Genomic DNA, 15,126 nt, shown 5'->3' with positions numbered 1-15,126 from the left:
AAAAGGAAATTTAATTTTAAAAATATTTTTATCAGGGGGATTTAATATGACAAATTATCTATCTTTACTTTCATTAGTATTTTTAATAGCAGCGATTGCTGTAGGTTTCATAAAAAAATTGAACGTAGGATTTATTGCAGTTGGTTTTGCCTTAGTTATAGGAAGAATTACAGGTATGAGCGATAAAGTAATTATTAGTGGGTTTAATACTTCTCTTTTTGTAATGCTGGTTGGAATAAGCTATTTGTTTAGTATTGCTCAGATAAATGGAACATTAGAGTTAATAGCAAAAAAGTTTATAGCTTTAGCTGGTAAGAAAACGTACCTAATTCCAATTATAATGTATATATTAGGAGCTGTAATAGCTGCTATAGGCCCAGGAACAATACCAGCCTTTGCATTAGCTGCGGCATTTGGTGTTCCACTAGCTCTTGCCATGAAGACGAATCCACTTCTACTAACTTCCATGGGACAACTAGGAGCTATAGGAGGAGGAATGACAGCTATTGCACCTACAGGCATTATTGGGATCAATTTATCAGCACAACAGGGAATAAATAATGTGGCAATTCCGCTATTAGGAAACGCGATAATCGGATCAGCTTTCTTTGCGATTATATTGTATATAGCATTTAAAGGATATAAGGCTGGAGGAGAAAATCCTTTGAAATTAAAGGACCTTCCTAAATTTAATAAAAATCAAATAATAACCATGTTAGGTATCTTATTGATGGTAACTGTTACAATTGCATTTAAAATAAATGTTGGATTATCATCATTTTTAATTGCAACAATTCTTACTATATTTAATATTGCAGATGAAAAAGAGTGTATCAAATCTATGCCATGGGGAACTCTTATATTAGTAACAGGGGTAGGGGTGCTTATGAATGTAGTAATAGCATCAGGTGGAATAAATATCATGGCAAAAGCATTGGCAAGTATCATGAATGAGAAAACTGCAGCACCATTAATAGGTCTTACATCTGGTATAATGTCTTGGTTTAGTTCGACTTCAGGTGTGGTTATGCCTACGATGATACCTACAGTAAATACTGTAATGCAAACCGTTGGAGGCAATTTATCAGGACCAGAATTAGTATCTGCAATATCAGTTGTAGCTTCAGTAGCAGGCCTGAGTCCAGCATCTACTGGAGGAGCACTTGTTTTATCTGCATACCTAACAAATGTACATCTTGATGACGAAGAGCAAAATAAGCTCTTTGCGAGACTGTTTATAATATCAGTTTGTGCAGTTATAGCCTTAACATTATTTGTTGGATTAGGTGGATTTAAATTTATAAAATAATCAAAGTACTAAGTTCTATATGCTTCTTTTTAAGTAAGAGGATGGAACAAGTAAAGCTTTTCAACATTAATGATTAACTTACGAAAATTAATAAATAAAAATACTTAATTAAAGTGGCAGGAGTATTTTAAAAAGATGATTATTGGTAGTGGACACAAAATAAAGGTGTCCACTACCAATACTGAAAATAGTAACTATGGATATATAATTACTACATATTAGGTATAAAGACATAGAGGACGGGAAATTAGGCAATGACAATAAAAATAAAAATTCCATTGACGATTGTAATGCTAGTAGTCTTTTCTTTATTGACAACTGAGATATTAGTATATCACTCCAGTAGAGACATTCTGACGAATGAGATAAATGATAAGCTTTCAACAAACTCAGAAAAAACATCACTCTATATTAAAGGGCTAGTTGAGGGGGTGCTAACTACTACTAAGTTAATTTCAAATCAGGATACTTTTAAAGATTTATTAATTATGAGATATGAAAAATCAGATGCAGAGTTTTTAAGTGAAAATAATGTATTGCTTGAAAAGGCTAATGAGTTATTAAAGAAAAGTTTTGATAATGTTAAAGATCGGGAACATCTTTTTATTGTAGATAAAAACGGACTAAATGTAGCGGATAGTGTTCCTGAAAACGTAGGAAAAGTAAATATATCTGATAGGAGCTATTTTAAAGAAGCGTTATCAGGCAAGAATACGATAAGTGATATTATTGTTGCAAAATCTAATGGAAAAACTGTTGTTACGTTTTCAACTCCTATTAAAGATAACGATGGAAATATAATAGGTGTATTTGTAGATGTTGTTAAAACAGATTTTTTTACGTCCAACTTATCTAATATAAAGATTGGGCAAAGTGGTTATATATATTTAATGGATAGTAATGGAATAATCTTATCACATCCGGAAAAAGATAAAATAAATACTAAGACTGTAGTTAAAGAATTAGAAGATGCAGCCACTAGTGAAGTGGATTCAACGGATTTAAAAGCTAAAAATATACTTTATACAAATGAGGGGATAGAAAAAGTGGCATCCTATGTAAAGATAAGTGGTGTAAAGTGGATGCTAGTTGCTACAGTAAACTATTCAGAAGTAGAATCGCCTATTAATGCTTTGCTTAAGGAATCGTCATTCATTGTGCTTATTTTCATTTTGATTGCCACAGTGATAGGTTGTTATATTTCCAGGCTTGTGGTGACTCCAATTACACAAATGTTAGGAGTAATGAGTGAAATGTCATCAGGGAACTTAAATGTAGCAATGAATATCAAGTCAGTGGATGAGTTTGGCATGCTTTCAAATAAATTCAATGAAATGACAGAGAAAGTGAAGAACCTTATTAAAGATATGAATAGTTCCATAAATGTATTAAATACAAGCGCCGAGGAGATTAGTATAGCTTCAAGCTCTACGGCACAAGCTATCGATGAAAATGCAGCTACAACACAGGAAGTAGCAGTGGCGATTGGGAGACAAGCTATGGATACGCAGCAGGTATCTTTGAAGATAAATGAACTAGGAGAACAAGTTGAAGATATTAATGAAAAGTCACAAATTATAAAATATAGTTCAGATAATATATTAAGGATGTTCAATATTAACAAACAAATAGTTGAAAACTTGATGGAAATTACAGAGCAAAGTGTAGGAGAAATAGAAAAGGTTTCTAACATTAGTAAAAAGCTAGAAGAAAGTTCTAATAATATTGGTGATATCATAAAAGTAATTAATTCAATCGCTGATCAAACAGATCTATTGGCATTAAATGCGTCTATTGAAGCTGCTAGAGCTGGAGAAGCCGGGAAGGGGTTTTCTGTAGTAGCTGATGAGATTAGAAAACTAGCAGAGAAATCTTCAAGTTCCGCAAATCAAATAGCTGTAATTATAAAGGAAACTCAGAGGTACTCTTTAGAAAATGCTAAGACAGCATATGTAATGAAAGGTATTATAGATATTCAAAATAAATATGTGGACCAAACAAAGGACTCATTTAATACAATAATGGATGATGTAGTATATTCTACAGAGCAGATTAAGAGTATAAATGCCGCAATTGAAAAAATAAACTTGTATAAGAATGAGGTTATTTCAAATATGCAAAGCGTAACTGCTACAATTGAAGAGGTTTCTGCATCAGTAGAGCAAGTATCTTCAACGACAGAAGAGCAAGTAGCGATGGTAGAGCACTTAAAAAACATGATTCATGATATAGATTATCTTTCAAAAGTTCTTGTGCAAGCATCTTTAGTTTTCAAAATATAGTAAATTACGTCTAAAGTTAAATCAGAAATTTAGGTGGTTAAAAATATTAATAATTAGTAAAAAGTTAATATACTTATATAAGTGTTATATTCTTTAATAGAAAGAGGAAGAGCTTTACATCCTGCATTGAATGAATTGTATGCATGGGATGAAGAACAAATTGAGCTTGATAATTTATAATATAATAATATATTTATATAAAAATTTTAACTTTGTAAGTAATGAGGCAGAGGAAGATTGTACGGGTTTTGAAAAATTGGGAAAAATAATCTGAAATAAGAAAATTTTGATAGTCAGAATGGCTACGTCAATTACCTAACATAGAAACATCTCAAAATATTTTTGGAAATAGGCTCCATATTGCGAGGCTTCAAATTTATATATTATTGGCAAGTGCTTTTGGAAAAATATAAGATTTTAATGGGATTTTGTTTGAAATTTTGGGGGGAAGTTTAAAAAATCACCATTCGGAATTGAGATAAATGGAGACCTGACGGGTTTCTGAATACATTTTATTTGTTAAAAGGGGGAACACACATTAATGAACAATTCAGTATTATATTTTGCTCCAATTGCAGGAGTACTTGGATTATTATTCGCTTTTTTCTTATCTAATAAAATTTCTAAAACAGATGTAGGTACAGATAGGATGAAGGAAATTGCTGGTTATATTGAAGAAGGTGCTATGGCTTTCCTAGCAAGAGAATATAAAGCTCTTGCAGTTTTTATTTCGGTTGTATTCGTTATCTTAGGAATCACTCTTGATTGGTTAACAGCTATTTGTTTTATAATTGGAGCTACATTTTCAATCTTAGCTGGATATTTTGGAATGAAAGTTGCAACTAAGGCTAATGTTAGAACAGCAAATGCTGCAAGAGGGGAACAAGTTAAAGCTCATGAGATTGCAGTTACAGATGCTAGTACTATAACCGCAAATGTTAGTAAAGAAAATTCTTCAAGTAGTGCCGAAAACAAGGCTCTTGAAATCGCCTTTTCCGGCGGAGCGGTTATGGGGATGTCTGTAGTAGGATTAGGACTTTTAGGTATAGGAATATTATATTTAATATTCGGATCAGATAAAATAAATGTTATCACAGGATTTGGTCTTGGAGCGAGCTCAATTGCATTATTTGCACGAGTTGGCGGTGGTATTTATACTAAGGCTGCGGATGTTGGGGCCGACCTTGTTGGTAAAGTAGAAGCAGGAATACCTGAGGATGATCCAAGAAATCCAGCAGTTATTGCTGACAACGTTGGAGATAACGTAGGTGACGTTGCAGGAATGGGAGCTGACCTTTTTGAATCCTATGTTGGTGCAATAATTTCAACATTAACCCTTGGAGCAGTTTTATTCAGTAAGGGTGAAGGAATTGTTTTTCCATTGGTTCTTGCTTCTGTAGGTATTATCTCTTCTATAATAGGTTCTTTATTTGTTAAGGATAATGAAAATTCTAATCCGCAAAAATCTTTAAAAACTGGTACTTATGTAAGTGGTGTTATTGTTATCATAACGGCGGTAATATTAAGTAATATGTTATTTGGAAATTTAAATGCCTTTTGGTCCGTTGCAGTAGGTTTAATTGCAGGTGTTTTAATTGGACAAGTAACTGAAGTTTATACCTCCGGTGATTATAACCATGTTAAGAAAATAGCTAAGCAATCACAAACAGGGCCAGCGACTACAATAATTTCTGGTCTTGCAGTTGGTATGTATTCTGCAGTACTTCCAATATTATTTATTTCAGTTGCAGTTTTAGTTTCTTTCTTCGTAATGGGTGGAAGCTCTAATGCTACTATGGGGCTTTATGGTATTTCACTAGCTGCCCTTGGAATGCTTTCAACTGCTGGTATGACCGTTGCAGTTGATGCGTATGGCCCAATAGCAGATAACGCCGGTGGTATAGCTGAAATGTCAGAACTTCCTAAAGAGGTTAGAAAAATAACTGATAAACTTGATTCAGTAGGAAACACGACTGCAGCAATTGGAAAAGGTTTTGCAATTGGTTCGGCAGCTTTAACAGCACTTGCATTATTTGCTTCATATTCACAAGCGGTTGGGTTAAAATCAATTGATCTTTTAAATCCTGTTACATTGGTTGGTGTTCTTATAGGTGGTGTTTTACCATTCTTCTTCGGAGCGCTTTCAATGGAAGCTGTAGGTCATGCAGCAAACAAAATGATTGAAGAAGTTCGAAGACAGTTCAGAGAAAATCCTGGCATTATGGCGGGTAATACAAAACCTGACTATAAGACTTGCGTTGATATTTCTACCGCTGCAGCTCTAAAGGAAATGGTTCTACCTGGTGTTCTTGCCGTAATTGTACCAGTTGTAGTTGGTGTTTTATTAGGTGCAGAAGCTTTAGGTGGACTTCTTGCAGGGGCAGTTGTATCTGGAGTTCTTTTAGCTATATTTATGTCTAATTCTGGTGGTGCTTGGGATAACGCTAAAAAATATATTGAAACTGGAGAGCATGGTGGAAAAGGTAGCGATGCACATAAAGCTGCAGTTGTTGGAGATACCGTTGGTGACCCATTCAAAGATACTGCAGGTCCAGCTATGAATATTCTAATAAAACTTATGACAATTGTTGCATTAGTATTTGCGCCTTTGTTTGCTAAAGTAGGTGGGATTTTAATAAATCTCATAAAATAATAGTTTAATAAAATATATGTTTTAAGTTAATTTTGAGTATGATAACGTACTGCTACTTCATAATCCTAATACACTTATGGAACCAGAGGAGGTTGCTCAAGCATTTGATGAACTTCGTAGCAGTGGCAAAATTATGTGTTTTGGAGTGAGAAAGCATAATTCTATGCAAATTGAATTACTTACCTAAGTCATTTGTACAAAACTTAGGTAAATAGAAAAAGCAGAAACGTTTATAGGCTTTCAAGAATAAAACGGGTGGCAGAGAAGACGGCATGGATTCTTACGGAACATATAAAAAAAGGAAAATTTAATGAATTTTATTTTGAAGCAAGCTTTGAAAAAAAAGCAAATTTCCTCCTATAGAAGTTATTCTTCCTAATGAAGAAACTATATATATTGAAGGAAGAATAGACAGGGTAGATGTAATAAGAACAAATGAAGACATTTTCATTAAGATAATTGATTATAAATCAGGAGGAAAAAATTTGAATTTGACAGAAGTAGTAAATGGCTTGCAATTACAGCTTATGATTTATTTGAATGCAGTATTGAATGGTTTTAGTCAAAGTAATAATGCAAGAGCAGCAAAGCCAGCGGGTGTATTTTACTTTAAAATTGATGACCCTATTATTGAATCTGATAATATTAATAATAAAGAAATCATTTTTAATGTAGAAAATGAAATAAGGAAACTCTTTAAGATGGATGGATTGGTGCTTAAAGATATAAATATAATTAATAATATAGATAGCGAAATAAACGGATATTCAAATATTATTCCTGTAAATGTTAAAAAGGAAGGATCAATAGGGGGAAAATCAAAGACCTTGGAAGAAAAAGACTTTGAAAAGTTACTTTCACATATGCTAAAAATTACAGGGGATTTGTGCGAGTCTATAATACAAGGGAATATTGAAATTAAACCTAAAAAATTTAATGATAAAAAAACTTCTTGTACATATTGTAAATATAGAACCATATGTCAATTTGACATATCTCTTGCAGGTCAAAAGTACGAGAAATATGATAAAATAAAGCCAGAGGAAATGCTATCATCTTAAGATGATAGATGAAGAGATGAAATATGAGAGTTAATGAAGATTTTGCAAAGCAAAATCCTGCCTTAATTATTCATTATTAATTTTTCATTCGTAATTTGGAGCGTAGCTCCATCCTGCCAACATAGCTCAGCCGGTAGAGCAGCTGATTCGTAATCAGCAGGTCGTGGGTTCAAGTTCCGTTGTTGGCTCCAGTATAATCACTATGTCATTGATATAGTGATTATTATTATGTTTAACTACCCACGGCCAAGGGGGGAACGGGGGAAGTATTCCCCTGTTAAAGAAGTTGACTAGAGTCAACTGGATTACAACTCCGGGGGTAAGGCACACGAAGGTGTGCTGGCCGATAGAATCATTTGGTAGAGCCTGGGGACATTCCTCAAAGAGAAAGACCGTCTTGCGGAGGTGTGTCCCCTTACTTTGTGAGAGCGAAAGCGACGGGAGAGGGTTCAAGTTTTGCCATGCCGTGGCCGGAAGGTCTCGAAGGCAGACACGGATTCTAAATACCCAACTTTTTTTTCTTTCGCCACAAGGTACTTCTACTGACCCCAAGCATCTTGGCGGCATCCGTTTCGGTGTTGCATTTAGAGAGGGCTGTTTCAATAAATTGTTTTTCCTCGCAAACATGGGTTGGGTGGATAAACAGAATTTTTTCAAACAATTTTGTTTCAGTGTCGTAGCCCTGATACTGGACTGAAAAACGTTCCATAATATTTCTCAATTCCCTGATGTTACCTGGCCACTTATATTGTGTCAGCAATTCATTGTTTGCGATCCTCTTAATCGTGGACGGAGAAAGGTCGGGGCGAAAGCTCTGCAAAAAAAACTCAGCTAGGTCAGCAACATCATCAATGCGCTCACGAAGTGGAGGCAGTTGAATCTCAAGGATATTGAGACGATAAAACAGGTCAATTCGAAATTTTTGTTCCGAAACCAGAGTCAGTAGACTTTTATTAGTGGCTGCAATAACCCGGGCATCTGTATATATGGGACGTTGGCCGCCAACACGGAAAAACTCATGCTGTTCAAGAACGCGGAGGAATCGTGACTGTATCGGAAGAGAAAGTTCGCTAATCTCATCCAAAAACAAAGTGCCCCCCTGAGCCAGCTCAAAATAGCCACGCTTGCCCCCACGACGTGCCCCGGTAAATGCGCCCTCGTCATAACCAAACAGTTCGCTTTCTATGAGGCTTTCAGGAAAAGAGGCGCAGTTTACAGCTACGAATGGTTTAAGTGCCCTAGAACTCGCATTATGGATACTCTGAGCAAATAAATCTTTTCCCGTTCCACTCTCACCGTTGATTAATATTGTGGAGGGAGTATTAGCATATATTTTTGCATCTTTTTTTGCTTCAAGCAAAATCGGCGCCTTTCCAATAATATCAGAAAAATGAGTCTTTGCACTAAAATGATTGCCTCCATCATGACGCTGTATGGCTTCACTAGCTCTCTGGATAATATCTACATATTGAAAAGTAATAACAACACCCGTGACATCCCCATGCACATTAACAGGAACTTGTGTATTCATAACTTTCATATTGTCGATAATACAAAATTCATTGATCTTTTTTATATTACTGGTAACCAATTCTTCAACGTTTATCCCTTGGATTATATCGTTGACGTTTTTACCTATGATTTTGTCAGCGGAGATTCCAATGATTTTTTCAGCCCTTGGATTGATGAGCTCAATAATTCCAGTCTTGGATACGGACATAATTCCTTCATATGTCGAATTAATGATAGTTTTAAAATGTGTGGCGTCAGAAAATAGCTTCTTGTTGGAATGAGCCATTATTATAGAATTATCGATAGCGAGCTTTATGGCAGGTATTCGCCACAACAGATGTCCTCTTAATCCTTTTTCCTCTGCTAAACGGCATGTGTAGCTACCTCCGATGATGTCCTGTATTCCTGATTCCTTTAGTTGGTCGATAGTACACTCTAAATCGGTTAAACCGTCATATGTGTACTCTTCAACATCAACTCGCAGTATACTTTTTGTCTCAGCAAGATAGGGAATGAGATTTTTGTTCGTAATAATAGCTATCTTGTTGGAATGGCGCCGCACTTCCTTAAGAACACATAAGAGGTCAAAACCTGTGACTTGGATTTCTACAAGTGGGGTATTGATTTCATTGCATTGCTTGATTATTCGAGCGTTGGAGCCAGATGATATGAGTACATCAATATGCTGTTTGCTTTCGAGGTCGAGGATTTCTTCTATTACATGTTCAGGCGTGACTTCAAGAATAACAAATTCAATATCGGGGTATAATCGGTATACGGATTTAATAAGTTTCATCTGTTTTCCATAACTTAAAAAAACAAGTCGTGTATTCATATTGCAGTACCTCCTAAAAGAATTCAAAGATCATGTTCGTTTCCTTGAAATAAAAGTATAAGCTATTTCAAGGAGAGCGTATTATATTTGCACAGGAGATGATGGTAGGGTTTGGTTGCACGATTTACTGATCGTGAGCCTTTGGAATATAATTATAACATAATTCAAATGTGACTGCAACAATGAAACACGGTGAAACGATTTGATGAAACGAAGATGGGGATCTCTTCAAAGCAATATGTAATTAATGTAAATACAGTGTGCTGCAATCTCATTTGGTAGGTATTACGCATAGGTTCAATATGCGCCATAAAACAGCATTTTTTATAATCGATTTTATGATTTGTCTCAAAAATTATTAAAATATATCTCTATCGCGGGAAATTGGCACGAACATTGCTAAATATAAAGAGCAAAGACGGAAAGATTTTAAAGCATGTCTATTTTTAAGGCAAATGGATTGATAAAAAAGCTTAATTTGAACTTTAAGGAGGGATGCCCAATGTCACCATAAAAAAACCGTTTTTGAAAACAACCGTATATGACTCTATAGTTGTGCTTGTTATTTTTTAGGTGATGCTATGAATGCATCAAAAACTTTTTTCGTCTTTGATGGGTAGATCCTTTAGGTTGAGTCCTTTTATGTTTTGCATTGCTTTTCAAAAAATAAATAATATAAGTGAGGTATAAAAATGAGTCTATCAGTGATTTTTCTTATTTGTATCTTGAGCGCTATTTTTCTTGGTTTCTTTTTAAAGGTAAATGCCGGTATTATTTCTACAGTATTAGCAGTATTGCTAGGGGTTCTGGGCTGTGGTCTCAGTGTCAGCGGTGTCATCGCGCTCTGGCCGTCCAAGCTGATGATGACCCTTGTGTTTATGACCTTCTTTTTCGGTTTCGCCATAAATAACGGCACTCTTCACCGCATTATTCAAGTAGCAACACGGTGGGGAAGGAAGTGCCCGCCTCTAATCCCGATTATACTTTTCGCAATTAATTTTATTATGTCTATGATTGGTGTGCCCGCATATGCCATGTTCGCTTTTACAGCCCCCATCATTATCCCCATCTGCGTTGACAGTAGCATAAGTCTCATACTCGCTGCTATCATAATAATCGGTGCTCCAATCGCCGGTGGCTATTCCAGTGTTGGCCAGTTCGGCATCATCACTACCAACACAATGCTGGCGCATGGCTATTCCATGGAGCAGGCCATTCCGATAGTCCGAACTATGTGGATTAACAACATAATAGTTCAGGTTCTTGTATTTGTAGCTTTTTACTTTATACTGAAGGGATACAAAACCAAGGTCAGTGAAAGTGTTATGCATCCAGATCCCTTCGACAAAGTACAGAAAAAGACAGCCATCCTTCTCATGGTAGCGTTCGGCAGTATGATACTTATGAGTGTCTTGAAAACGCTAATCGGTGGTGATTTTTTCATTACTCTCAACAAGTTTAATGATGTACTCTTTATCATACCTATTCTAATCATAGCCTCTATTATCTTAAAGGTTGGCGATGAAAAAGAAGCATTTAAGAGGATTCCGATGGGATCTATCCTCTTGGTCTGCGGTATTATCACATTAGTTTCCGTTGGTCTCAAAGGCGGCATCTTAGATGAAATTACAGTCTGGGCGGCTGATAACGTCAGCAGTGGAGTTGCACCCTATTTCCTTTGCGTGGCTGCTTCGTTCATGAGTTACTTCGTATCCACTACTAGTGGAGTTATACCAACTCTTGGCACGATGGTCGCTGGCATCGCACAAAGCACCGGGCTTAACACATGTCTTCTCTACTCCTGTATATCCGTCCCTGCTGGATTTACCGGATACTCCCCATTCTCAAGTGGCGGTTCAATCACTCTGGGGTCCATAGTTGATGATAATCTCTCCAAGCCACTTTACAAGACGTTGCTCTGGTTCCCACTTCTTGCCACTGTTATTAACATTCTCTGCATCATGCTCGGCATTATGCAAAAAGGGCCCTTCTAAGGGATCGGTAATGTATAACTTTTGATTTTATCTGCTACAATGCAGTAGCCTTGACGGGTAGGGGCTACAGCATTGATTATCCAAAATCTATAGTAAGACTTATCATTCTAACAAGTTATAAGGGAGTGAAAATATTGACAATAACTGAGAAAATACTTGCTGCTCACTGTGGGAAAGACCATGTGGTTCCCGGAGAACTGATTACCACGAAACTTGATTGTCTACTGGCTAATGACGTGTCGGGGCCCATTGCGGTGCGAGAGTTTTACAAAATGGGTTTTAAAGAAGTATTTGACAATGAACGTGTATACCTAGTCAACGACCATTTTACGCCCAATGCAACGATCAACGCTGCGACGCAGAGCAAAGCCAATCGTGATTTTGCCCGCGACTGCAAGATTAAGAATTTTTTTGACGTTGGCAAAATGGGCATTGAGCACGCTCTTCTACCTGAGCAGGGCCTTGTATTGCCAGGTGATATCTTGATTGGGGGAGACTCCCACACCTGTACTTATGGAGCTTTAGGAGCATTCAGCACAGGTATGGGAAGCACCGACGTAGCAGTGGGTATGGGTACCGGTGAAATTTGGATTAAGGTACCCCATACAAAAAAGTTCATTTTTAGTGGTTCCTGCCCCGAATATGTTACTGGTAAAGACTTCATTCTTTACATCATTGGCAAGATTGGAGTGGATGGTGCACTGTATATGGCTATGGAATTTGCTGGGCAGGCTATTAGTGAACTGTCAATGGACAGCAGGTTTACCATCTGCAATATGGCTATCGAAGCAGGCGCCAAAAACGGCATCATAGCTCCTGACGAGAAGACCATTGAATATGTAAATGAGCACAACCGAACTGGTAGGAAGTACACAGTCTATGAAAGCGATCCCGACGCTGAATATGCAGCAGTTTACGAGTGGGATGCCAGTCAGTTGCAACCATTGGTTGCATGCCCGCATCTTCCAAGTAATGTCAAACCTGCCAGAGAGATCAAGGATGTCCGCATAGACCAGTCCATCATTGGATCCTGCACAAACGGTCGCCTTGAGGATTTGCGTGCTGCCGCTTCAGTGCTGAAAGGCAATAAGGTCGCTTCCAATGTCCGCACGATCGTTATTCCCGCTACTCAGGAGATATACCGTCAGGCTGTGAATGAGGGTCTGGTGGATATATTCCTCGATGCGGGCGCGGCGGTTTCCACGCCAACCTGCGGTCCCTGCTTTGGCGGACATATGGGCATTCTCGCCGCTGGTGAGCGTACCGTTTCCACAACAAACCGAAACTTTGTCGGCAGAATGGGTCATCCCACTTCTGAGGTCTATCTGTCGGGAGCTTATGTAGCTGCCGCATCTGCAGTTGCAGGTAAGATTGCAGATCCAAAGGAGGTGCTCTGATGGGAACAGCACATAAATTCGGTAACAATATTGATACAGACCTTATCGTTCCCGGCAAGTATTTATCCCTGTCCGATGCAAAAGATCTCGGAAATATTTGCATGGAGGGAGCAGACCCCGAGTTTGTGAATAAAGTGAAGCGGGGCGATGTCATTGTAGCCGGAACGAACTTTGGCTGCGGCTCATCCCGTGAGCATGCTCCAATAAGCATTCTTGCGTCAGGTGTTAATTGTGTTATTGCAGAGAGCTTTGCTCGTATCTTTTATCGAAATGCGATTAACTTGGGTTTACTCGTTCTTGAGTCTGCTGAAGCGGCAAAAGCCATATCTGATGGTGACGAAATTGAAGTAGCTGTTATTGAAGGAGTTATTGAAAATAAGACGACTGGTAAGAAATACTTTTTTGTTCCATTTCCTCCTTCTATAATGGAAATTGTAAAGGCTGGCGGAATTAAGAAAAAATTAATATCAGATTTAAATATAGAGAAAAATTAATGAGGTGAAAAAATGTCTAAAGTAAAAGCTCTTCGTGAATTGATTAATTCTGGAAAAATAATTTCAGCCCCTGGTGCATATGATGTGTGGTCCGCAAAGCTGATCGAAAATGCTGGTTTTGACGTTGCTTATATGACAGGTTATGGTGTGTCTGCAAGTGTACTCGGACGTCCGGACATCGGGCTAATGACTTTTTCAGAAGTGGCTATGATGGCGAAAAATATTGCTTTTGCCACTAACATTCCTATAATTGCAGACTGTGATACTGGCTTTGGCAATACTTTAAATGTCATCCGTTGTGTCGAGGAGTTTGAGGCTGCCGGTGTTGCTGCTATCCAGTTGGAAGATCAGTTAATGCCTAAGCGTTGTGGACACATGGAAGGCAAAGTTGTAATCCCCAAAGAGGAAATGGTAGCAAAGATTCGTGCTGCTGCGTATGCGCGTAAAGACCCTGACTTTGTTATTATTGCTCGCACGGATGCACGAGCTGCCAACAGTTTTGATGATGCTATGGATCGAGCAAAAGCCTATGTTGAGGCCGGTGCCGACGTTATTTTCTTTGAGGCACCTCAGTCAGTTGAAGAAATTAAGACTGTTGCTGCAACCCTCAAAGTTCCGCTCATTTCCAACATGGTTGAGAACGGAAAAACTCCTTTGCTTTCGGAAAAAGAACTTCAGGAATTAGGATACAGAATTGTAATTTATCCTCTTGTAGCCCTCTATGCAGCTACCAAAGCAGTAATGAACACACTTGATGTCCTAAAGGGTTCAGGGAGTATTGAAAATTGCCTGGAAAATGGTGTCGATTTCCCGACGTTTAATAATGCGATTAGTCTTCCTGAATTACGTAGATTAGAAGAAAGTTTTTATAACAAATGAGGAGGTGAAAAGAAATGTTTACATGTGCCGACTGCTCCAATAAGCCTTGTCGTACAAACCAACCAGATAAGTTTCCAAATGGTTGCCCAAGCATTGGCGCTACTACTGAAAGCGTGTTAGGACGTTATTCTCCTGATGAAATTAGAATATTAAAAGAAGCAGCGGTTGTAGAGGCAAAGGGCTATTGCCTGCATACTAGGGTAGAAGAGACCATGCATTTAGCTTATCGTCTTGGATATAAGAAAATTGGAATTGGATTCTGTGCAGGTCTTTCAAAAGAAGCGGCTACACTGGTAAATATCCTTAGGAACAATGATTTTGAGGTGTCTGCGATTTGCTGTAAATCCTGTAGTATTTCCAAAAGCGCAATCGGAATCAGCAATGAAGAGCAGGTCAGGCAGGGGCAATTTGAGGCCATGTGTAACCCCGGCTTCCAAGCGGAATATCTTAACGAAGCCAACGTGGATTTCAATATTCTTCTTGGCTTGTGCGTAGGACACGACTCTACTTTCATTAGACACGCAAAAGCGCCTGTGACTGTTCTGTCCAGTAAAGATCGTGCTCTGGGTCACAATGCTATGGTTGCGCTCTATATGGCTGATGGTTATTTTAACAAGAGATTAAATAATTTTATTGCTTGCTTAAAAAAACAGGAAATTAGAGACTAAGAAGGAAAGCAAATATACCGTTAGTGGTATCAAAAACAGGGT

General features: G+C 37.7%; 11 protein-coding genes, 1 tRNA gene and 1 pseudogene. 12 read left to right on the top strand and 1 reads right to left on the bottom strand.

Features of this window, described 5'->3' with window-relative positions; genetic code table 11:
- Nucleotides 1-46 precede the first annotated feature (46 nt).
- From QKW49_RS10725 to QKW49_RS10700, 7 genes and pseudogenes are all read left to right on the top strand, one after another.
- On the top strand, nucleotides 47-1,309 hold the full coding sequence (locus tag QKW49_RS10725) for an SLC13 family permease (protein WP_282867531.1): 1,263 nt from the start codon (nucleotides 47-49) through the stop codon (nucleotides 1,307-1,309).
- A 254-nt stretch (nucleotides 1,310-1,563) separates the two neighbouring features.
- Nucleotides 1,564-3,591 (top strand): methyl-accepting chemotaxis protein, encoded by a 2,028-nt coding sequence (locus QKW49_RS10720; protein ID WP_282867530.1) that lies wholly within the window; start codon nucleotides 1,564-1,566, stop codon nucleotides 3,589-3,591.
- 81 nt (nucleotides 3,592-3,672) lie between these two features.
- Nucleotides 3,673-3,771 carry a hypothetical protein gene (locus QKW49_RS26045; RefSeq protein ID WP_349239104.1) on the top strand — a complete coding sequence of 33 codons (99 nt, stop codon included), beginning with the start codon at nucleotides 3,673-3,675 and terminating at the stop codon, nucleotides 3,769-3,771.
- 361 nt (nucleotides 3,772-4,132) lie between these two features.
- Nucleotides 4,133-6,244, top strand: coding sequence for a sodium-translocating pyrophosphatase (locus tag QKW49_RS10715; RefSeq protein WP_282867529.1), 2,112 nt, complete (start codon nucleotides 4,133-4,135; stop codon nucleotides 6,242-6,244).
- A gap of 46 nt (nucleotides 6,245-6,290) precedes the next feature.
- A pseudogene (locus tag QKW49_RS10710) lies at nucleotides 6,291-6,431 on the top strand (aldo/keto reductase); the annotation flags it as partial.
- A gap of 172 nt (nucleotides 6,432-6,603) precedes the next feature.
- Entirely contained in the window at nucleotides 6,604-7,305 is a 702-nt protein-coding gene (locus QKW49_RS10705) for a PD-(D/E)XK nuclease family protein (protein WP_349239129.1), read from the top strand.
- Between the two features lie 115 nt (nucleotides 7,306-7,420).
- A tRNA-Thr gene (locus tag QKW49_RS10700) sits at nucleotides 7,421-7,496 on the top strand.
- A 308-nt stretch (nucleotides 7,497-7,804) separates the two neighbouring features.
- Here the strand turns inward: QKW49_RS10700 and QKW49_RS10695 are convergent.
- On the bottom strand, nucleotides 7,805-9,652 hold the full coding sequence (locus tag QKW49_RS10695) for a sigma-54-dependent Fis family transcriptional regulator (RefSeq protein WP_282867528.1): 1,848 nt from the start codon (nucleotides 9,650-9,652) through the stop codon (nucleotides 7,805-7,807).
- Between the two features lie 692 nt (nucleotides 9,653-10,344).
- Here QKW49_RS10695 and QKW49_RS10690 point away from each other — a divergent pair.
- The 5 genes from QKW49_RS10690 to QKW49_RS10670 all read left to right on the top strand — a co-directional run bounded on the left by QKW49_RS10690 (nucleotide 10,345) and on the right by QKW49_RS10670 (nucleotide 15,084).
- Nucleotides 10,345-11,646: an SLC13 family permease gene (locus QKW49_RS10690; RefSeq protein WP_282867527.1), complete on the top strand. Its 1,302-nt coding sequence runs from the start codon at nucleotides 10,345-10,347 to the stop codon at nucleotides 11,644-11,646.
- A gap of 134 nt (nucleotides 11,647-11,780) precedes the next feature.
- Nucleotides 11,781-13,043 (top strand): 3-isopropylmalate dehydratase large subunit, encoded by a 1,263-nt coding sequence (leuC, locus tag QKW49_RS10685; RefSeq protein ID WP_282867526.1) that lies wholly within the window; start codon nucleotides 11,781-11,783, stop codon nucleotides 13,041-13,043.
- Complete coding sequence (locus tag QKW49_RS10680; protein WP_282867525.1) at nucleotides 13,043-13,537, top strand: 3-isopropylmalate dehydratase small subunit; 495 nt, start codon at nucleotides 13,043-13,045, stop codon at nucleotides 13,535-13,537. Before leuC ends, QKW49_RS10680 begins: the two co-directional genes overlap by 1 nt.
- A 12-nt stretch (nucleotides 13,538-13,549) precedes the next feature.
- Nucleotides 13,550-14,416, top strand: a complete 867-nt coding sequence (locus QKW49_RS10675; RefSeq protein WP_282867524.1) for an isocitrate lyase/PEP mutase family protein — start codon at nucleotides 13,550-13,552, stop codon at nucleotides 14,414-14,416.
- Nucleotides 14,417-14,430: 14 nt separating this feature from the next.
- Nucleotides 14,431-15,084, top strand: coding sequence for a DUF1847 domain-containing protein (locus QKW49_RS10670; protein WP_282867523.1), 654 nt, complete (start codon nucleotides 14,431-14,433; stop codon nucleotides 15,082-15,084).
- Nucleotides 15,085-15,126 lie beyond the last annotated feature (42 nt).

The organism is Petroclostridium sp. X23, from assembly GCF_030013905.1.
Classification (GTDB): domain Bacteria; phylum Bacillota; class Clostridia; order SK-Y3; family SK-Y3; genus X23.
The sequence above is the reverse complement of the archived record's forward strand: the minus strand, read 5'-3'. Positions and strand labels throughout refer to the sequence as shown.

What these genes read in the sequence shown, in the direction of transcription:
- QKW49_RS10670 (WP_282867523.1), top strand. Translation starts at nt 14,431, where the DNA reads ATGTTTACATGTGCCGACTGCTCCAATAAGCCTTGTCGTACAAACCAA.
- QKW49_RS10675 (WP_282867524.1), top strand. Translation starts at nt 13,550, where the DNA reads ATGTCTAAAGTAAAAGCTCTTCGTGAATTGATTAATTCTGGAAAAATA.
- QKW49_RS10680 (WP_282867525.1), top strand. Translation starts at nt 13,043, where the DNA reads ATGGGAACAGCACATAAATTCGGTAACAATATTGATACAGACCTTATC.
- QKW49_RS10690 (WP_282867527.1), top strand. Translation starts at nt 10,345, where the DNA reads ATGAGTCTATCAGTGATTTTTCTTATTTGTATCTTGAGCGCTATTTTT.
- QKW49_RS10720 (WP_282867530.1), top strand. Translation starts at nt 1,564, where the DNA reads ATGACAATAAAAATAAAAATTCCATTGACGATTGTAATGCTAGTAGTC.
- QKW49_RS10725 (WP_282867531.1), top strand. Translation starts at nt 47, where the DNA reads ATGACAAATTATCTATCTTTACTTTCATTAGTATTTTTAATAGCAGCG.
- QKW49_RS10715 (WP_282867529.1), top strand. Translation starts at nt 4,133, where the DNA reads ATGAACAATTCAGTATTATATTTTGCTCCAATTGCAGGAGTACTTGGA.
- QKW49_RS10695 (WP_282867528.1), bottom strand. Translation starts at nt 9,652, where the DNA reads ATGAATACACGACTTGTTTTTTTAAGTTATGGAAAACAGATGAAACTT.